General features: G+C 68.3%; 13 protein-coding genes and 1 pseudogene. 5 read left to right on the forward strand and 9 right to left on the reverse strand.

Annotated features, from left to right (window positions below; all coding sequences use genetic code 11):
• Positions 1-30: 30 nt before the first annotated feature.
• The 5 genes and pseudogenes from G4Z16_RS07755 to G4Z16_RS07775 all read right to left on the reverse strand — a co-directional run.
• Complete coding sequence (locus tag G4Z16_RS07755) at positions 31-1065, reverse strand: ABC transporter ATP-binding protein (RefSeq protein WP_197350038.1); 1035 nt, start codon at positions 1063-1065, stop codon at positions 31-33.
• Positions 1066-2709 (reverse strand): ABC transporter permease, encoded by a 1644-nt coding sequence (locus tag G4Z16_RS07760; RefSeq protein ID WP_197354236.1) that lies wholly within the window; start codon positions 2707-2709, stop codon positions 1066-1068.
• Between the two features lie 125 nt (positions 2710-2834).
• Positions 2835-3911: a thiamine ABC transporter substrate-binding protein gene (locus G4Z16_RS07765; RefSeq protein ID WP_197350040.1), complete on the reverse strand. Its 1077-nt coding sequence runs from the start codon at positions 3909-3911 to the stop codon at positions 2835-2837.
• A gap of 315 nt (positions 3912-4226) precedes the next feature.
• Positions 4227-5363, reverse strand: a complete 1137-nt coding sequence (gene rlmN / locus G4Z16_RS07770) for a dual-specificity RNA methyltransferase RlmN (RefSeq protein WP_197350042.1) — start codon at positions 5361-5363, stop codon at positions 4227-4229.
• A gap of 491 nt (positions 5364-5854) precedes the next feature.
• Positions 5855-5974, reverse strand: a pseudogene (locus tag G4Z16_RS07775) (IS5/IS1182 family transposase); the annotation flags it as partial.
• A 110-nt stretch (positions 5975-6084) separates the two neighbouring features.
• Here G4Z16_RS07775 and G4Z16_RS07780 point away from each other — a divergent pair.
• The 5 genes from G4Z16_RS07780 (at position 6085) to G4Z16_RS07800 (ending at position 10509) form a co-directional block, all read left to right on the forward strand.
• Positions 6085-6894: a hypothetical protein gene (locus tag G4Z16_RS07780; RefSeq protein WP_197350044.1), complete on the forward strand. Its 810-nt coding sequence runs from the start codon at positions 6085-6087 to the stop codon at positions 6892-6894.
• Positions 6895-7673: 779 nt separating this feature from the next.
• Positions 7674-8024, forward strand: coding sequence for a VOC family protein (locus G4Z16_RS07785; RefSeq protein WP_197350046.1), 351 nt, complete (start codon positions 7674-7676; stop codon positions 8022-8024).
• Between the two features lie 233 nt (positions 8025-8257).
• Positions 8258-8476, forward strand: coding sequence for a hypothetical protein (locus G4Z16_RS07790; protein WP_197350048.1), 219 nt, complete (start codon positions 8258-8260; stop codon positions 8474-8476).
• 545 nt (positions 8477-9021) lie between these two features.
• Positions 9022-9162: a hypothetical protein gene (locus G4Z16_RS07795; protein ID WP_197350049.1), complete on the forward strand. Its 141-nt coding sequence runs from the start codon at positions 9022-9024 to the stop codon at positions 9160-9162.
• Positions 9163-10509 carry a serine/threonine-protein kinase gene (locus tag G4Z16_RS07800; RefSeq protein WP_197350051.1) on the forward strand — a complete coding sequence of 449 codons (1347 nt, stop codon included), beginning with the start codon at positions 9163-9165 and terminating at the stop codon, positions 10507-10509.
• A gap of 185 nt (positions 10510-10694) precedes the next feature.
• Here G4Z16_RS07800 and G4Z16_RS07805 read toward each other — a convergent pair whose 3' ends face one another.
• The 4 genes from G4Z16_RS07805 to tsf form a co-directional block, all read right to left on the reverse strand.
• Complete coding sequence (locus G4Z16_RS07805) at positions 10695-11822, reverse strand: phosphatidate cytidylyltransferase (protein WP_197350053.1); 1128 nt, start codon at positions 11820-11822, stop codon at positions 10695-10697.
• Positions 11823-11884: 62 nt separating this feature from the next.
• Entirely contained in the window at positions 11885-12442 is a 558-nt protein-coding gene (gene frr / locus G4Z16_RS07810) for a ribosome recycling factor (protein WP_028435423.1), read from the reverse strand.
• A gap of 161 nt (positions 12443-12603) precedes the next feature.
• A complete protein-coding gene (gene pyrH, locus G4Z16_RS07815) occupies positions 12604-13374 on the reverse strand; it encodes a UMP kinase (protein WP_028435422.1) in 771 nt (256 codons plus the stop codon).
• A 161-nt stretch (positions 13375-13535) separates the two neighbouring features.
• On the reverse strand, positions 13536-14372 hold the full coding sequence (tsf, locus tag G4Z16_RS07820; protein WP_197350055.1) for a translation elongation factor Ts: 837 nt from the start codon (positions 14370-14372) through the stop codon (positions 13536-13538).
• Positions 14373-14580 lie beyond the last annotated feature (208 nt).

Raw genomic sequence — 14580 nt, forward strand, 5'->3', positions numbered from 1 at the left:
GACCTCCCGTCGCAGGGCGGGTGTTGAGGCTCAGCCCTGGCCGAGCCGCACCACGTCCCGTCCGTCGAAGGTGACGCCGACCTCGGCCCCGTCCTCCGGTGCCTCGCGCAGCGGGCACGACGCCTCCAGGCGCGGGCCGGTCTCCGGCCGCAGCAGGAGCGTGACTTCGGCGGCGTCGCCGCCGCGGAAGGTGCGTGCCTCGACGGTGCAGCGCAGCCCGTCCTGCGGTGACGTCAGACGGACGCCTGCCGGGCGCACGAGGAGTTGGCACGTCCCGGTGCGCGTGCCTTCCTCCACGGGGAGTACGCCCCAGGGGGTGTCGGCGGCCCCATCGCGAACCGTCCCGTCGACGACGTTGTCGAATCCGAGGAAGCGGGCGACGAACTCCGAGGCGGGACGCTGCCACACCTCGAGTGGCGTGCCGGTCTGGGCGATGCGCCCCTCGTTCATCACCACGACGCGGTCGGCCAGTACGAAAGCCTCCCCCTGGTCATGGGTGACGGCGAGCACGGTGGTGCGCAACTTGCGGAAGAGCGCGCGCAGTTCGACGACGAGGCGTTCCCGCAGCCCGCGGTCGAGCTGCCCCAGGGGCTCGTCGAGCATCAGAAGATCCGGCTGCGGGGCGAGAGCGCGGGCGAGCGCGACGCGCTGCTGTTCACCCCCGGAGAGGGAGGTGACCGCACGCCGCTCCGCCCCGGGAAGACCGACGAGACCGAGGAGTTCGGCGACGCGGTGGTCCGCTTCGCGACGCGCGGTCCCGCGCATGCGCAGGCCGAAGGCGACGTTGCCGCCGACGTCGCGCTGCGGGAAGAGCTGGTGGTCCTGGAACATCAGCCCGACGCCGCGCCGGTGCGGCGGCACACCGCTCTGGTCGCGGCCGGAGAGCTCGACGCTGCCGGCGTCGGGGGTGTGCAAGCCGGCTATGACGCGCAGAAGCGTCGACTTGCCGCTGCCGCTGGGGCCCAGCACGCACACCGTCTCGTGGTCGGCGACCTCCAGGTCCACACCGTCCAGTACGCGCTGTGCGGGGCCGAAACCGGCCGTCACTCCGCCGAGCCGCAGCATCTAGAACTCTCCCGAGGGGTGGGTGCGTATGCGTTCCAGCGCGAGGAGCGTCGCCGCGCACACGAACATCAACACGGTGCTCATGGCCATCGCCTGCCCGTAGTTGACCTCGCCCGCGCGGCCCAGGAAGCGGGCGACGGCGACGGGGAGAGTCGGGGCGTCGGGCCGGGCGATGAAGACCGTCGCGCCGAACTCGCCGAGCGAGACGGCGAATGCGAACCCCGCCGCGACAAGCAGCGCGCGGCTCACCATCGGCAGGTCCACCTCGCGCCAGGCGCGCAGCGGCGAGGCACCGAGCACTGCCGCTGCCTCGCGCAGCCGGGCATCGATCGCGCGCAGCACCGGCAGCATCGTCCGGATGACGAAGGGAACGCCGACCAGAGCCTGCGCGATGGGCACGATCATCCACGACGAACGCAGGTCCAGGGGCGGTTCGTCCAGCGCGACGAGGAAGCCGAAGCCGACGGTCACCGCGGAGGTGCCCAGCGGCAGCATCAGCATCGAGTCGAAGCCCCGCACCAGCCGGTCGACCGCGCCGCTGCTCCCGCCATCGTTTCCGGTGCGTGCCGTCAGTGCCGCCGCGGCCAGGACACCGATGGCGAGTGCCAGCAGCGTGGCGACGCCCGCGTACGCGAGGGAGTTGCCGATCGCGTCGACGGGCGGGACGGTGAAGGTGGCGGTGCCCGAAACCGCCCCGAGCGCACGGTAGTTGGCCAGTCCGTAGCCGCCGGGTCCGTCGAAGGACCGTGCCGTCAGCACGGCGAGGGGCACGAGGATCAGCGTGCCCGTCACCGCCAGGACGGAGGCCAGCAGCGCCCACTGGGCCCGGCCGCGGGGAGGGCGCGCGGACTCGGCGGCCGGGACCATGCTCAGCGCGGACTGCCGCTTCCGCATGGTGCGGGCGTGCACGGCGAGGAGAGCGGTGACGGCAGCGAACTGGATCAGCGTGAGCACCGCGGCGGTCGGCAGATCGAGCAGAGCGGCGGTCTGCCGGTAGATCTCGACCTCGAGCGTGGCAAAGCGCGGACCGCCCAGCACCTGGATCACGCCGAAGGAGGTGAAGGTGAAGAGGAAGACGATCAGCGCGGCCGCGCCGACGGACGGTGCGAGCGCGGGCAGTGTCACGCGGCGCCACGCGGCGAAGCGGCTCGCGCCGAGCATGCGTGCCGCCTCCTCCTGGCGCGGGTCGAGTTGGGACCACAGCCCGCCCACCGTCCGTACGACGACCGCGTAGTTGATGAAGACGTGCGCGAGCAGGATCGCCCACACGCTCGTGTCCAGACGCAGCCCGACCCATTCGTCCAGGAGCCCGCCGCGGCCCAGCAGCGCCAGGAACGCCGAGCCCACGACCACCGTCGGCAGCACGAAGGGGACGGTGACGACGGCGCGCAGCACCTGCTTCCCGGGGAAGTCGAAACGGGCGAAGACATAGGCGCACGGCAGCGCGAGCGCCAGCGTGCACGCCGTCGACGCGGCGGCCTGCCACACCGTGAACCACAGCACGTGCAGCGTGGCCGGGTCGCTCAAGACCTGTGCGAGGCGCCCGAGTTGCCACGCTCCGGCCGCCGTCCGCAGCCCGCGGCCGACGATCGCGGCGACCGGATAGGCGAAGAAGAACGCGAAGAAGGCGACGGGCAGCGCCATCAGGGCGAGGCGCGCCGCACCGCCGCACCGGCCCCCTTGCGCGGGTCCGCGCCGGTACCCGCGAAGGGTGCGCCCTCGGTCTGCCGGTGCGGCGAACTCCCCCTCCGGGCGGGCCCGTTCGCGCGTCACTTCACGACGAGCGACGTCCACGACTTGATCCAGCCTTCGCGGTGCTCGTCGATCCTCGCCGGGTCCATGGTGGCCGCGTTCCCGGCGCTGCGGCCATACTTCGTGAACACCTCGGGCAACTCGGCGTCCTCACGGGCCGGGTTGACGAACATCTGCAGCGGCATGTCCTCCTGGAACGTCCTGCTGAGCATGTAGTCCAACAGGGCCTTGCCGCCCTTGGTGTTGCGTGCGCCGTCCAGCAGTCCGGCGAACTCGGTCTGCTGGAAGCACGTCCGCTCGGCGATGCCCGTCGGCGCCTTCTCCGGCAACGGCTTCTTGCCCAGGACCTCGGCCGGAGGGCTGGAGGCGTAGGAGACGACGAGGGGCCGGTCCCCCTTGCCCTTGCCGCCGGCCGAGCCGCTGAACCGGTCGTTGTACGCCTGCTCCCAGCCGTCGACGACTTCGACCCCGTTGGCCCGCAGCTTCTTCCAGTAGTCCTTCCAGCCGCCGTCGCCGTACTTCTCCACGGTGGCGAGCAGAAAGCCCAGCCCGGGCGAGGAGGTCGCGGCGTTCGGGGTGACGAGGAGGTTCTCGTACTCGGGGTCGGCGAGGTCGTCCAGCGACTCGGGCGGAGCCTGGTCCCGCTTCTCGAACCAGCCACGGTCGAAATTGACGCATATCTCGCCGGAGTCGACGGGCGTGACGCGGTTCCGCACCCCGTCGAGCTGCAGCTTCTCCGGTATGTGGCCGAGTCCCTCGGCCTTGTACGGAGCGAAGACGCCCTTGTCGAGGGCCCGCGAGAGGAGGGTGTTGTCGACCCCGAAGAAGACGTCGCCCTGCGGATTGCCCTTGTTGAGCACCGCCTGGTTCACGGCCGCGCCCGCGTCGCCGCCCCGCAGCACCTTCACCTTGTAGCCGGTCCGCTTCGTGAACTCCCTCATCACCGGCTTGGATACGGCGAAGGAGTCGTGGGTGACGAGGGTGACGGTCTTGCCGTCGTCGCCCTGTCCTGAACCGCCGCATCCGGCGAGTGCGCCCGTGAGGACGAGGACGGTGGCGGCGGCCGCAGCCGTGCGCAGCACATGCTTGCTCATAAGGCTCATCGACTTCCTACCCGGCATGACCCGGGCGAGGTTCGAGGGTCTGCGGGCCGTACGTGCACCTGGCCGCGGACGCCGCTCGGCGCCCCGCGGGGTGTACGTGCAACCGCACTCTCAGCGCTGTGTGCGCTCCCCTGTCGGTCTGTTGTCCGCGCCTCGTCGCTTGATGTGCCTGCGACAAGGCGCGCGTGGAAGATTACCAGCCACCCCCGCGCGGGTCGCGGCGCGCTCCCGGCCGAGCGGGCCAGCACGAGGGGCCAGAACGAGCGAGGGCGACGGTGCGACACGGACCGGACCTGCGAGGCCGACTCAGCGTTCCGTCGCCGCCAACTGCCCGCAGGCGCCGTCGATCTCCTGGCCGCGGGTGTCGCGGACGGTCACCGGCACCCCGTGTGCCTCCAGGGCCCGCACGAACGCGGCCTCGTCCTCGGGACGGGACGCCGTCCACTTGGAACCCGGAGTCGGGTTGAGCGGAATCAGATTGACGTGCACGGGCTTGCCCTTGAGCAGCCGCCCCAGCAGATCCGCGCGCCACGCCTGGTCGTTGATGTCCTTGATCAGCGCGTACTCGATGGAGACGCGGCGCGAGGACTTCGCGGCGTACTCCCAGGCGGCGTTCAGTACCTCGCGGACCTTCCAGCGGGTGTTGACGGGGACGAGGGTGTCGCGCAACTCGTCGTCCGGCGCGTGGAGCGAGACCGCCAGACGGCACTTGAAGCCCTCGTCGGCGAACCGGAGCATCGCCGGGACCAGCCCCACGGTCGAGACGGTGATCCCACGCTGCGAGAGCCCGAGCCCATCGGGCTCCGGGTCGGTCAGCCGGCGGATCGCACCCACGACGCGCTTGTAGTTGGCGAGCGGCTCGCCCATGCCCATGAAGACGATGTTCGACAGCCGCGCCGGACTTCCGACCGAGCCTTCCGCCTGGCCCTGCGCCGCCGGAACCTCGCCGTCACGCAGCGCGCGCACGCCGTCGACGATCTGGTGGACGATCTCCGCGGTCGACAGATTCCGGTCGAGACCGGCCTGACCGGTCGCGCAGAACGGGCAGTTCATGCCGCAGCCCGCCTGCGAGCTGATGCACATCGTGACCCGGTCCGGGTAGCGCATCAGGACGGACTCCACGAGCGTCCCGTCGTGCAGCTTCCACAGCGTCTTACGGGTCATGCCCTCGTCGCAGCTGATGTGCCGCACCACGCTCATCAGGTCCGGCAGCAGCTCCGCGGCGAGCTTCTCGCGCGCGGCGGCCGGGATGTCCGTCCACTGCTCGGGGTCGTGAGCGAGCCGGGAGAAGTAGTGCTGCGAGAGCTGCTTGGCGCGGAAGGGCTTCTCCCCCGCCCCGGCCACGGCCTCACGGCGCTCGGCGGGCGTGAGATCGGCAAGGTGCCGCGGCGGCCTCGCGGCCCCCCGCGGCGCGACGAAGGTCAGTTCTCCGGGCTTCGGCATAGCCGTACCAGTGTCGCAGATCAACTAGAGCGCCCCAGGCCAGAGCGGTGCGACGACGGTCACCATCGGGCATCGACTGTCAGCGTCGGCCAACCTCGCACGGCCCAGAGACGGCCCGAGGACCGAACTCCTGGTCTGGTGATGTCAGCCCTGAACCTCCACACTCCAATGACATGGGGGACAACGGACTGTGGATCGCAACACTCACAAGCTTCACGGCCGTGCTGGCGAGCTGGGTGACGAGCCGCGGGCACACACGAGCCGCGCAGCTGCAAGCCGAGGCAGCACCAGCCATTCAAGAGAAGGCGCGACGAGACGAAGTGAGACGGACGTCGCACCTCGCCTTCCTTGAGCAAGCCCACCTCATGGGCAGTGAGTACCGCCGTACTCCAGCCATCCTCAGCGTTGAAGATCGCCAGGAACGCAGCGGGCGCCTCATAGAGCATCGGGCACGCCTACGCGAGCTCTATGGGTCCTTTACTAAGAACTCCTCATTTGGCGAGTCTGCGGTGGCAGATGAGGATGCAGGCGATGCTGGTGAAGGCGAGGAAGTGGTCAGCTTTGCGTTCGTAGCGGCGGTGGAGGCGGCGGCAGCCGGCGAGCCAGGCCATGCGGGCAAACATGTCGGACGCGCTTGACTTGTTGTCGAACTTCGGAACAACCAAATACGACTTGGACCAGCAGATTCGCCCAATAGCAGTCGAGACCCATGGAGGATTGAATGCCACGCCATGACACGTCAAACGCGCCGGTCTTCAGTCTGTACTACATCGCTATCGATACCGAGGCCGGCGTGACGCCGGAGCAATTCGAAGCCTTTGTTCGCCATAAAGGCGTGCACATTCCCTGCTACCCCGGATGGCGCTGGACGCTGCTGCGCGGCCTGCGTGGCGAACGAGCCGGCCAATACATGATGCTGTACGAAATCGATGACGCCGGGCAGCGCGACCGCTACCTGGCGGCTGACGGCAATCAAACAGAATTGGCACGCCAGTTCTGGCGCGATCGCCGCGAGGCCCGGGAGCTCATCCGCGAATGGAGGAAATACGGCACATTCAGCGAATTGCCCACGATCTATACCGACTACCGCTTGCTGGCGGAAAACAAGAAAAGCACCGTCGCCGATGGGCCGCGTTATCAGGAGGGCCGACCAGGAGAAGAACCTCTCGCCCGGGTGATCGGCATCCACAATCTCGCGCTGCGCCCCGACGTCCGGGCAGATACCTTCGAACGCTTCATCGCTGAAAATCATCATCGCATTGAGGACTATCCCGACTGGAAATTCCGCCTGCTGAAAGGTGAGCGCGGAAACCGGCTGGATCAGTATGTAGTACTGATGGAGATTGCCAGCCTCGCGGCACTCCATGCGTTCTATCCTGATGCGGACATCGCGACTGCTGAGGCTGCCGCATTCGCCGATGCCTATCGGGACACGAAGAAGATGTACGAGGAATGGAAGCAGCTGGCTTCGTTCTCCGGCTCACCGCAGATCTACACCGATTACCTGTCGGTGGCGGAAAGCCTGAGCTGACGCAAGTGAGGTGATCTCACCAACTTTCAGTGCCATCTGAAACAGCACCAATGGCAAAGGCTCAAGGCGCTTTTGTTGCGGCGGCGGATACGGAGACTCACTGCTGAGTTGTTTCCGAATGCCACAACTGCGCTTGCCAGTCTCGGCGCGATCGTAGCCCTCATCTCTTCAGTCGCAGGCACTGTAAAGTCTCTCGGGGGCTGGTGAGGAGACTCCAGGCACGATGTAGCCACTAATTTTCGTGGGATCGCGGGGTATCCAGTAGGGAAAGTGGTGCTACCCCGAGCTGCTCACGTGATCAGGCTCTTGGGGTTGATGAACGCAGACACTACGGCTTCTGCTCGCCATCAATACAATGCACGATCGTCCGCAACAGAGCCACCGTCAGATGCCCCCTTGGGCGACGAGCCTCGCGTACATCAGCGCGCTGCTTGCTGGTGCAGCCCTCATAGGTCTCCGGGCAGCTACCCCTATGGAAGCAGTCGGATACGTGACGCCGTTCCTCGTCATCTATGAGCGGGTGTTCGGCCGGCCCTCGTAGCCGTCACGGCCCCACGACTGCCCACTGGCCACAAGACGGCCCCCTACTGGCAGCAAACGCGCTCGTAGGGGGCTTTCTGACGCTCCGAAATGCTGACTTCTCCGGGCTTCGGCATAGCCGGCTGCCAGCGATGGCCGGCCGCGCACGGCCCGGAGCGGCACGGGGGTGTTGATTCTCGGCGCGAATCGCGTTCGAGCGCGATGATTGGTTCATGCATCGGAGCCGCTTGCATGTCGTCTTGATCGACTCACCCCCTGATGTCGCGGACGCGGGGGTCGCCTTCTGGGGGGCAGTTATCGGCCGGGAGCCGCAGCCGGAGCCAGGGACGCCGTTCACGGTGCTTGCGCCGCTCGGCGCTGGACAGGTGCTGGCACATCAGCGTCTGCAGGACGGACCGCCGCGGATTCACCTCGACGTGGAGACCGACGACACGGCCGCCGAGGTGGCTCGTGTCGAGCGGCTTGGTGCCACGAAGCTGAGTGAGCAAGAAGACGGCTGCGTGCAACTACGAGACCCGACGGGGCTTGTCTTCTGCGTGGTGCCGGTGCAAAGCCCTGACTTCGACGAGTACGCGAATACGTGGCCCTGAATGAGACCGCGGCCTTCTGAGCCGTAGCTCTGTCCAGGCCGGCGCTCGTGCCTGGCGTTGGTTGGCTGCCGTCGGACTGCCGTGAGTGGTGTTGCGTCGTGTGAAATGACCGCGCGCGGTGCGGAGGTACTCCACCGCACGAAACCGCAGGGGCTCGGGACTCCGTCCTGTGTACGAGAAGCGTTCCGCCCCCGCGGCGTGCGGAGGGACCGGTCACGAGAGGAAGAGGCGCGTTGCAGCCCCAGTCGCCCACGGAGTACTGCTACATCATCAGCTTCGCCGGCCACACACATGTCGTGTCGTACTCGGGCACGTTTGTACCGCTGCCCGGCATGACCCGGCATGAGGCGTTCCTCAAGATCCGTGAAGACCACCTGCAAATGCTGTCCAGCAGGATCAGGAGCGTCGCGAACGTGTGCTTCTTCTCCATGGAGCCCAACCAGTTGCCATGAATCGCGCCGCATGGCCTCATGAGCACCCCCGTGAGCCCCCGTCCGATCTGGCACGAGCGTGGCAGGGCCGGAGAGTGGCAGGCGGTGTGACAGCCGGAGTCACGACCTGGAGCCTCCTGCGCACCCCGAGGCGGCCCTCGTCTCGCAGACGGCCGGCCTCGTCCGAATCGTTCCTCACCCTCCACGTGAACCGCTCAAGGGCCAGCAGAGAAGGCTCACTTCTCACTCCGAACGACGGACGGGCATTAAGTCCGCACAGACCAACTGCCTGCAATGCGGGGAGAATTGACCCGGACTTACGCCTGACTACTCACCGATTGCGTTCACGACCGCCCGTCAGCAACACTGTGTGCGTTTCAGGATGTGATTCGCATCACCGATGCGTCGGATGCCCACGGCAGGAGAGAAGGGCGCATGAGGGGGAGTTGCAGGGGGATCTACCCACCGGCGCCCTCAACACGCGGAAGCAGCAGCACGGTTCATGACGGCAATGGGGCTTGCCGTGGTTCCGGTGGCGGGGCGCGCCTGAAGGCAGGCAGCTTGCAATGAGTTGCCGTGCGGAAACGGCTCATGCCACGTACGAGGAGACGCTGCTCCCCGCGCTGGTCACCATGCTGTGGTGCCGCCGCGCGGCCAGGACGGCCCTCGCCTCGACGAAGGCGACGCGCGGGCCACTGGGGGAGTAGATGCACGGAACGCTACTGGCAGAGCGCTACCGGCTGGTCGAGCCGCTGGGATCAGGGGGCGCGGGCACGGTCTGGTTCGCACGGGACGTTCGCCTTGGCCGGCCGGTGGCCGTCAAGGTGCTCCATCACGCCCCGACGACGGACGACGCCGCGTCAGAAGCCCGTTTCCAACGCGAGGCGAAGATCACCGCACGGCTCTCGGGCCACCCGCAGATCGTGTCCATCTACGACTGCCGCCACAGTCTCGATGCCCATGGCCGCAACATCCCCTACGTGGTGATGGAGCACGTCATGGGCCCCTGCCTCACCGATCTGGTCACCCAGCCGCCGACCCTGACGGTGGCCCGTGCGGTCGATTGGAGCGCGCAGGTCTGCGACGCTCTCGCCGCGGCCCACGACGAGGGAATCATCCACCGCAACATCAAGCCCGGCAACGTCATGCTTGCTCGCACGCGCTCGGGCAGCGGGAGCGTCAAGGTCGTGGACTTCGGCGTCGCTGCCTACATCGACGGTGAGCGCCATCGGACCACCACCCAGGGACGCCTGGTGGGCTCCCCCGCCTATATGGCGCCCGAACAGGCACAGGGAGACACAGCCCTCGACGGCCGTACCGACCTGTACGCATTGGGCTGCCTGTTGTACGTCCTTCTCACCGGACGCCCGCCCTTCACGTCCGACGGCTATGGGGCAGTACCGGCCGCCCACGCCCGCACCGTTCCTCAACCCCCCGGCGCCCATCGAGGCGGCGTCCCCGGGGCCTTGGACGAACTCGTCCTGGAGCTCCTCGCCAAAGATCCCGAAGGCCGTCCCCGGGACGCTCGCGAGGTCCGCGACCGCCTGCACACGGTGCTGGCCGAACCGCAACCGAGCCCTGACCCACCCGCGCAGAGGCCACATGGTGCTCAGCCACCCGCACGCAAGGCACATGCCGCCGGAGAGGGACGAGCAGACACGCCCAGTGCTTCAGGCGAACGTGCCGAAGCCGACCGCCGACCTGCCGAAGTGGCCCACCAGCCCCACCGGAGTCACGCCCGCGTTCCGGGCGCCGACCACCCAGGCACCCTGAAGGCCAGGCACAACCACGCGAGCATCCTCGCTTCCGCCGGCGAACACGCCGAAGCCGCCGCCCTGTTCGCCGAGGTCGCCCAGGACTACGCCCGCGTACTGGGCGCCGACCATCCGGACACCCTGACCGCCAGGCACAACCACGCGACCAGCCTCGCCGCCACAGGCGAACGTGCCGAAGCGGCCCACCTGCTCGCCAAGGTCGCCCGGGATCGCGCCCGCGTACTGGGCGAGGACCACCCGGACACCCTCGACGCCCGGCTCGACGAGCGCCGGAGCTGACCAGAGGCCCGTTCGGGACCAAGGGATCAGCTCTGCGGCAGCGCGCTCCCGGATTCGTCCGGTCTTCCCCGCCCTCGCGGCCGTCCTGCACGGGGGCCGGTTCCGGGGCAAGCCGCGGGGTGCTGAACACGGGCCGTGACCGGCTGCCGCAGCGGGCGGCCGGCCCCCCTGAGCGCTCCCCCGCGTCAGCCGCCGCCGACGAAGGCGACGAAGAGCAGCCAGACGACGGGGGCCGTCGGGAGGAGGGAGTCCAGCCGGTCCATGATGCCGCCGTGCCCGGGAAGCAGCGTGCCCATGTCCTTGATGCCGAGGTCCCGCTTCATCATGGACTCGCCCAGGTCGCCCAGGGTGGCGGTGACCGCCACCGCGCAGCCGAGCAGCAGACCCTGCCACCAGCTACCCCCGTCGACCAGGAACTGCATGCACAGCGCCCCCGCCGCCATGCAGAAGCCGATCGCTCCGCCCAGCCCTTCGCGCGTCTTGCCGGGACTGATGTTCGGGGCGAGCTTGTGGGTGCCGAAGCGCCAGCCCACGGCGTACGCACCGGTGTCGCTGACGACCGTCAGCAGCAGGAACGTCAGAACCCGCCACGGACCGTCGTCGGCGGCGAGCATGAGCGCGACGAACGTGGCCAGGAACGGTACGTAGAACGTGGCGAACACGGCGGCCGTGACGTCCCGCAGGTATTCCTCGGGCGATTCGGTCATCCGCCAGGCGAGCACTGCGAGCGTGGTCAGCGCCATGACCACCCACGCGCCCTCGGGACCGCGCAGATAGCCGGCGATCACCATGGCGGCGCCGCCCACGCCGAGCGGCACGAGCGGTGCCTGGATCTCCTTGCGCTCGCTGAGCCGCGACGTCAGCTCCCACAGGCCGACGACGACGGCGACGACGACCACGCCGAGGAAGACGGGCTTGTAGAAGAAGAGGGAGGCGAGGATGACGGCGCCCAGGCCGACGCCGACTCCTATCGCTGCGCGCAGGTTCCGCCCGGCCCGCTTCTTGCCGCCCAGCGGGGCCGGGCCTGGGTCGGAGTCGCCGGGGCCGGGCCGTCCGCCACCGTTGCCGTCGCGGCTGCCGGCGGAGCCGGAGCCGTGGGAACCCCCTTGACCGGATCCGCCCTGGCCACCGCCAGGGCCGCCCGGGTCGGACACGGTGGGCATATGCCGAGTCTGCGGCACGGCACCGGTCCCGTGCGCGGGGACTTCACCCGTGCCGGGCTGGAAGGCGCTTCCGGACGTCGCGCGTCCCTGGCCGGGTGCGCCCGGGAATCCGGTACGGGGCGGCGGGGCTCCCCACGTTGAGTCGTTCACAGATTTGCAGCCTCAGACCTCGGACCTCGGACGGATCTCGGACAGCCCCGCGCGCGGGGAACTCAGACCTCGAGCAGCTCGGCTTCCTTGTGCTTGAGCAGCTCGTCGATCTGTCCCTGGTACTTCGAGGTGGTGTCGTCGAGCTCCTTCTCCGCCCGACGGCCCTCGTCCTCACCCACGTCGCCGTCCTTGATCGCGGCCTCGAAGGACTCCTTGGCCTTGCGGCGGACGCTGCGGATGGAGATCTTCGCGTCCTCGGCCTTGCCCTTGGCGACCTTGATGAACTCCCTGCGGCGCTCCTCGGTCAGCTCGGGGAACGTCACCCGGATGATATTGCCGTCGTTCGACGGGTTGACGCCGAGGTCGGAGTCGCGGATCGCCGTCTCGATGTTGCGCAGCGCGCTCTTGTCGAACGGCGTCACCACCGCCATCCGCGGCTCCGGAACCGAGAACGATGCCAGCTGGTTGATCGGCGTCATCGTGCCGTAGTACTCCGCCACGATCTTGTTGAACATCGCCGGGTGCGCACGGCCGGTGCGGATCGCGGCGAAGTCCTCCTTGGCGACCACGACCGCCTTCTCCATCTTCTCCTCGGCTTCGAGGAGGGTCTCTTCGATCACCACGTGCTCCTGGTTTCCTTGAATGAGCTCTGCGGATAAGCCCTGTTTCCTGCACGGTGTCCGACCGGCAGGCGGTTGTCCACCCCGTGTCGAGCCGTTCGTACGACGGTGAGTCACCCGACGGGCACCGAGCGCGCCGGGCAGCCGCCGAATCCCGAACGTCAGCCTCTCGTGCCCTGGTTGCTCACCAGGGTGCCGATCTTCTCACCCTTCACCGCTCGCGCGATATTGCCCTCCGCGAGCAACTCGAAGACGAGGATCGGCAGTTTGTTGTCCCGGCAGAGCGTGACGGCCGTGGCGTCGGCGACCTTCAGATCGCGCGTGATGACCTCGGCGTACTCGAGGGCGTCGAACTTCACCGCGTCCGGGTTCTTCGCGGGGTCCGAGTCGTAGACGCCGTCCACACCGTTCTTGCCCATCAGGAGGGCCTCGGCATGGATCTCGAGGGCGCGCTGGGCGGCGGTGGTGTCGGTCGAGAAGTACGGCATGCCCATACCGGCGCCGAAGATGACGACCCGGCCCTTCTCCAGGTGCCGCACCGCACGCAACGGAATGTACGGCTCCGCGACCTGCCCCATGGTGATCGCCGTCTGGACGCGGGAGTCGATGCCTTCCTTCTCCAGGAAGTCCTGCAGCGCGAGGCAGTTCATGACCGTGCCGAGCATCCCCATGTAGTCGGAGCGCGCACGGTCCATGCCGCGCACCTGCAACTGGGCGCCGCGGAAGAAGTTGCCGCCGCCGATGACCACGGCGAGCTCCGCCCCGTCGCGTACGACGGACGCGATCTCGTGGGCCATCTTGTGCACGATGTCGGGATCGACACCGAGCCCACCGCCGCCGGCGAACGCCTCACCGGAGAGCTTGAGCAGGAAACGCTTGCGGCCGCTGCGGCTGGTCCTGCCTGTGTCGGATGTATCGCTGTCCTTGCTCATGAACTCTCCTCGTGCACATACGAAGGAGGCCACTGCCGTCGGATCTTCGAAATCCCTGATGCGGCAATGGCCTCCTCGTCACAACTGCCCTGTGCCCGACCTTATCGGGCGCGTACCGTTCGCGTGCGCCACGCGTCGGCACGCATTACGGGGCCGGTACCTCAGGCGCCGACGCGGAAACGCGCGAAGTGCTTCAGCGTGACGCCGGCCTCTTCCAGGACCTTCTGGACGCTCTTCTTGTTGTCCTTGGCGAAGGGCTGGTCGAGCAGGGTGTTCTCCTTGAAGAAGCCCGTGACGCGACCCTCGACGATCTTGGGCAGCGCCTGCTCGGGCTTGCCCTCCTCGCGAGCGGTCTCCTCGGCGATGCGGCGCTCGTTCTCGACGGTCTCGGCCGGGATCTCCTCGCGGGTGAGGAACTTCGGCGCGAAGGCGGCGATGTGCTGCGCGACGTCCTTGGCGACCTCCGCGTTCTCCTTGTCCAGCTCGACGAGCACGCCGACCTGCGGAGGCAGGTCCGGGCTCGTGCGGTGCAGGTAGGAGGCGACGAAGGCGCCGGAGTACGAGGCGAAGCGGTCCAGGACGATCTTCTCGCCGAGGTTGGCGTTGGCCTCGTCCACGTACGCCTGGACGGTCTTGCCCGGCTCGATCTCCGAGGCGAGCAGCGTCGGGGTGTCGGCGGGTGAAGTGGCGGCGACGTGCCCGGCGATGGCGTCGGCGACAGCGAGGAACTTCTCGCCCTTCGCGACGAAGTCGGTCTCGCACTTGAGCTCGACGAGCACGCCGGAGCTCTTGTCGTCGGCGATGCGGGAGACCAGCGCACCGTTCGATGCGGTGCGGCTCTCGCGCTTGGCCACGCCCTTCTGGCCCTTGACGCGCAGGACCTCTACGGCCTTGTCGACGTCACCCTCGGACTCCTCGAGGGCCTTCTTGCAGTCCATCATGCCGGCGCCCGTGAGCTCACGGAGCTTCTTGACGTCGGCGGCGGTGTAGTTCGCCATGCTTGGTTTCCTTCTGTGACCAGGCTCCGCCTCGCGCTCCGCGCATCGGGGCGTGGGGGCGGAACTCGTCCTTCTTGAGGTCTCTTCGAGGCCGGTCCGGGACATCACCGGTTCACCGTCGTGCGGTGCGGCGGAGTCGCGAGGTGGGTCTGCGTCTCTTCCGAACGGCCGTCGGAATGGTCACCGGGGCGCGGCGGGCCGCACCCGC

The sequence above is a fragment of the Streptomyces bathyalis genome (assembly GCF_015910445.1).
GTDB lineage: Bacteria > Actinomycetota > Actinomycetes > Streptomycetales > Streptomycetaceae > Streptomyces > Streptomyces bathyalis.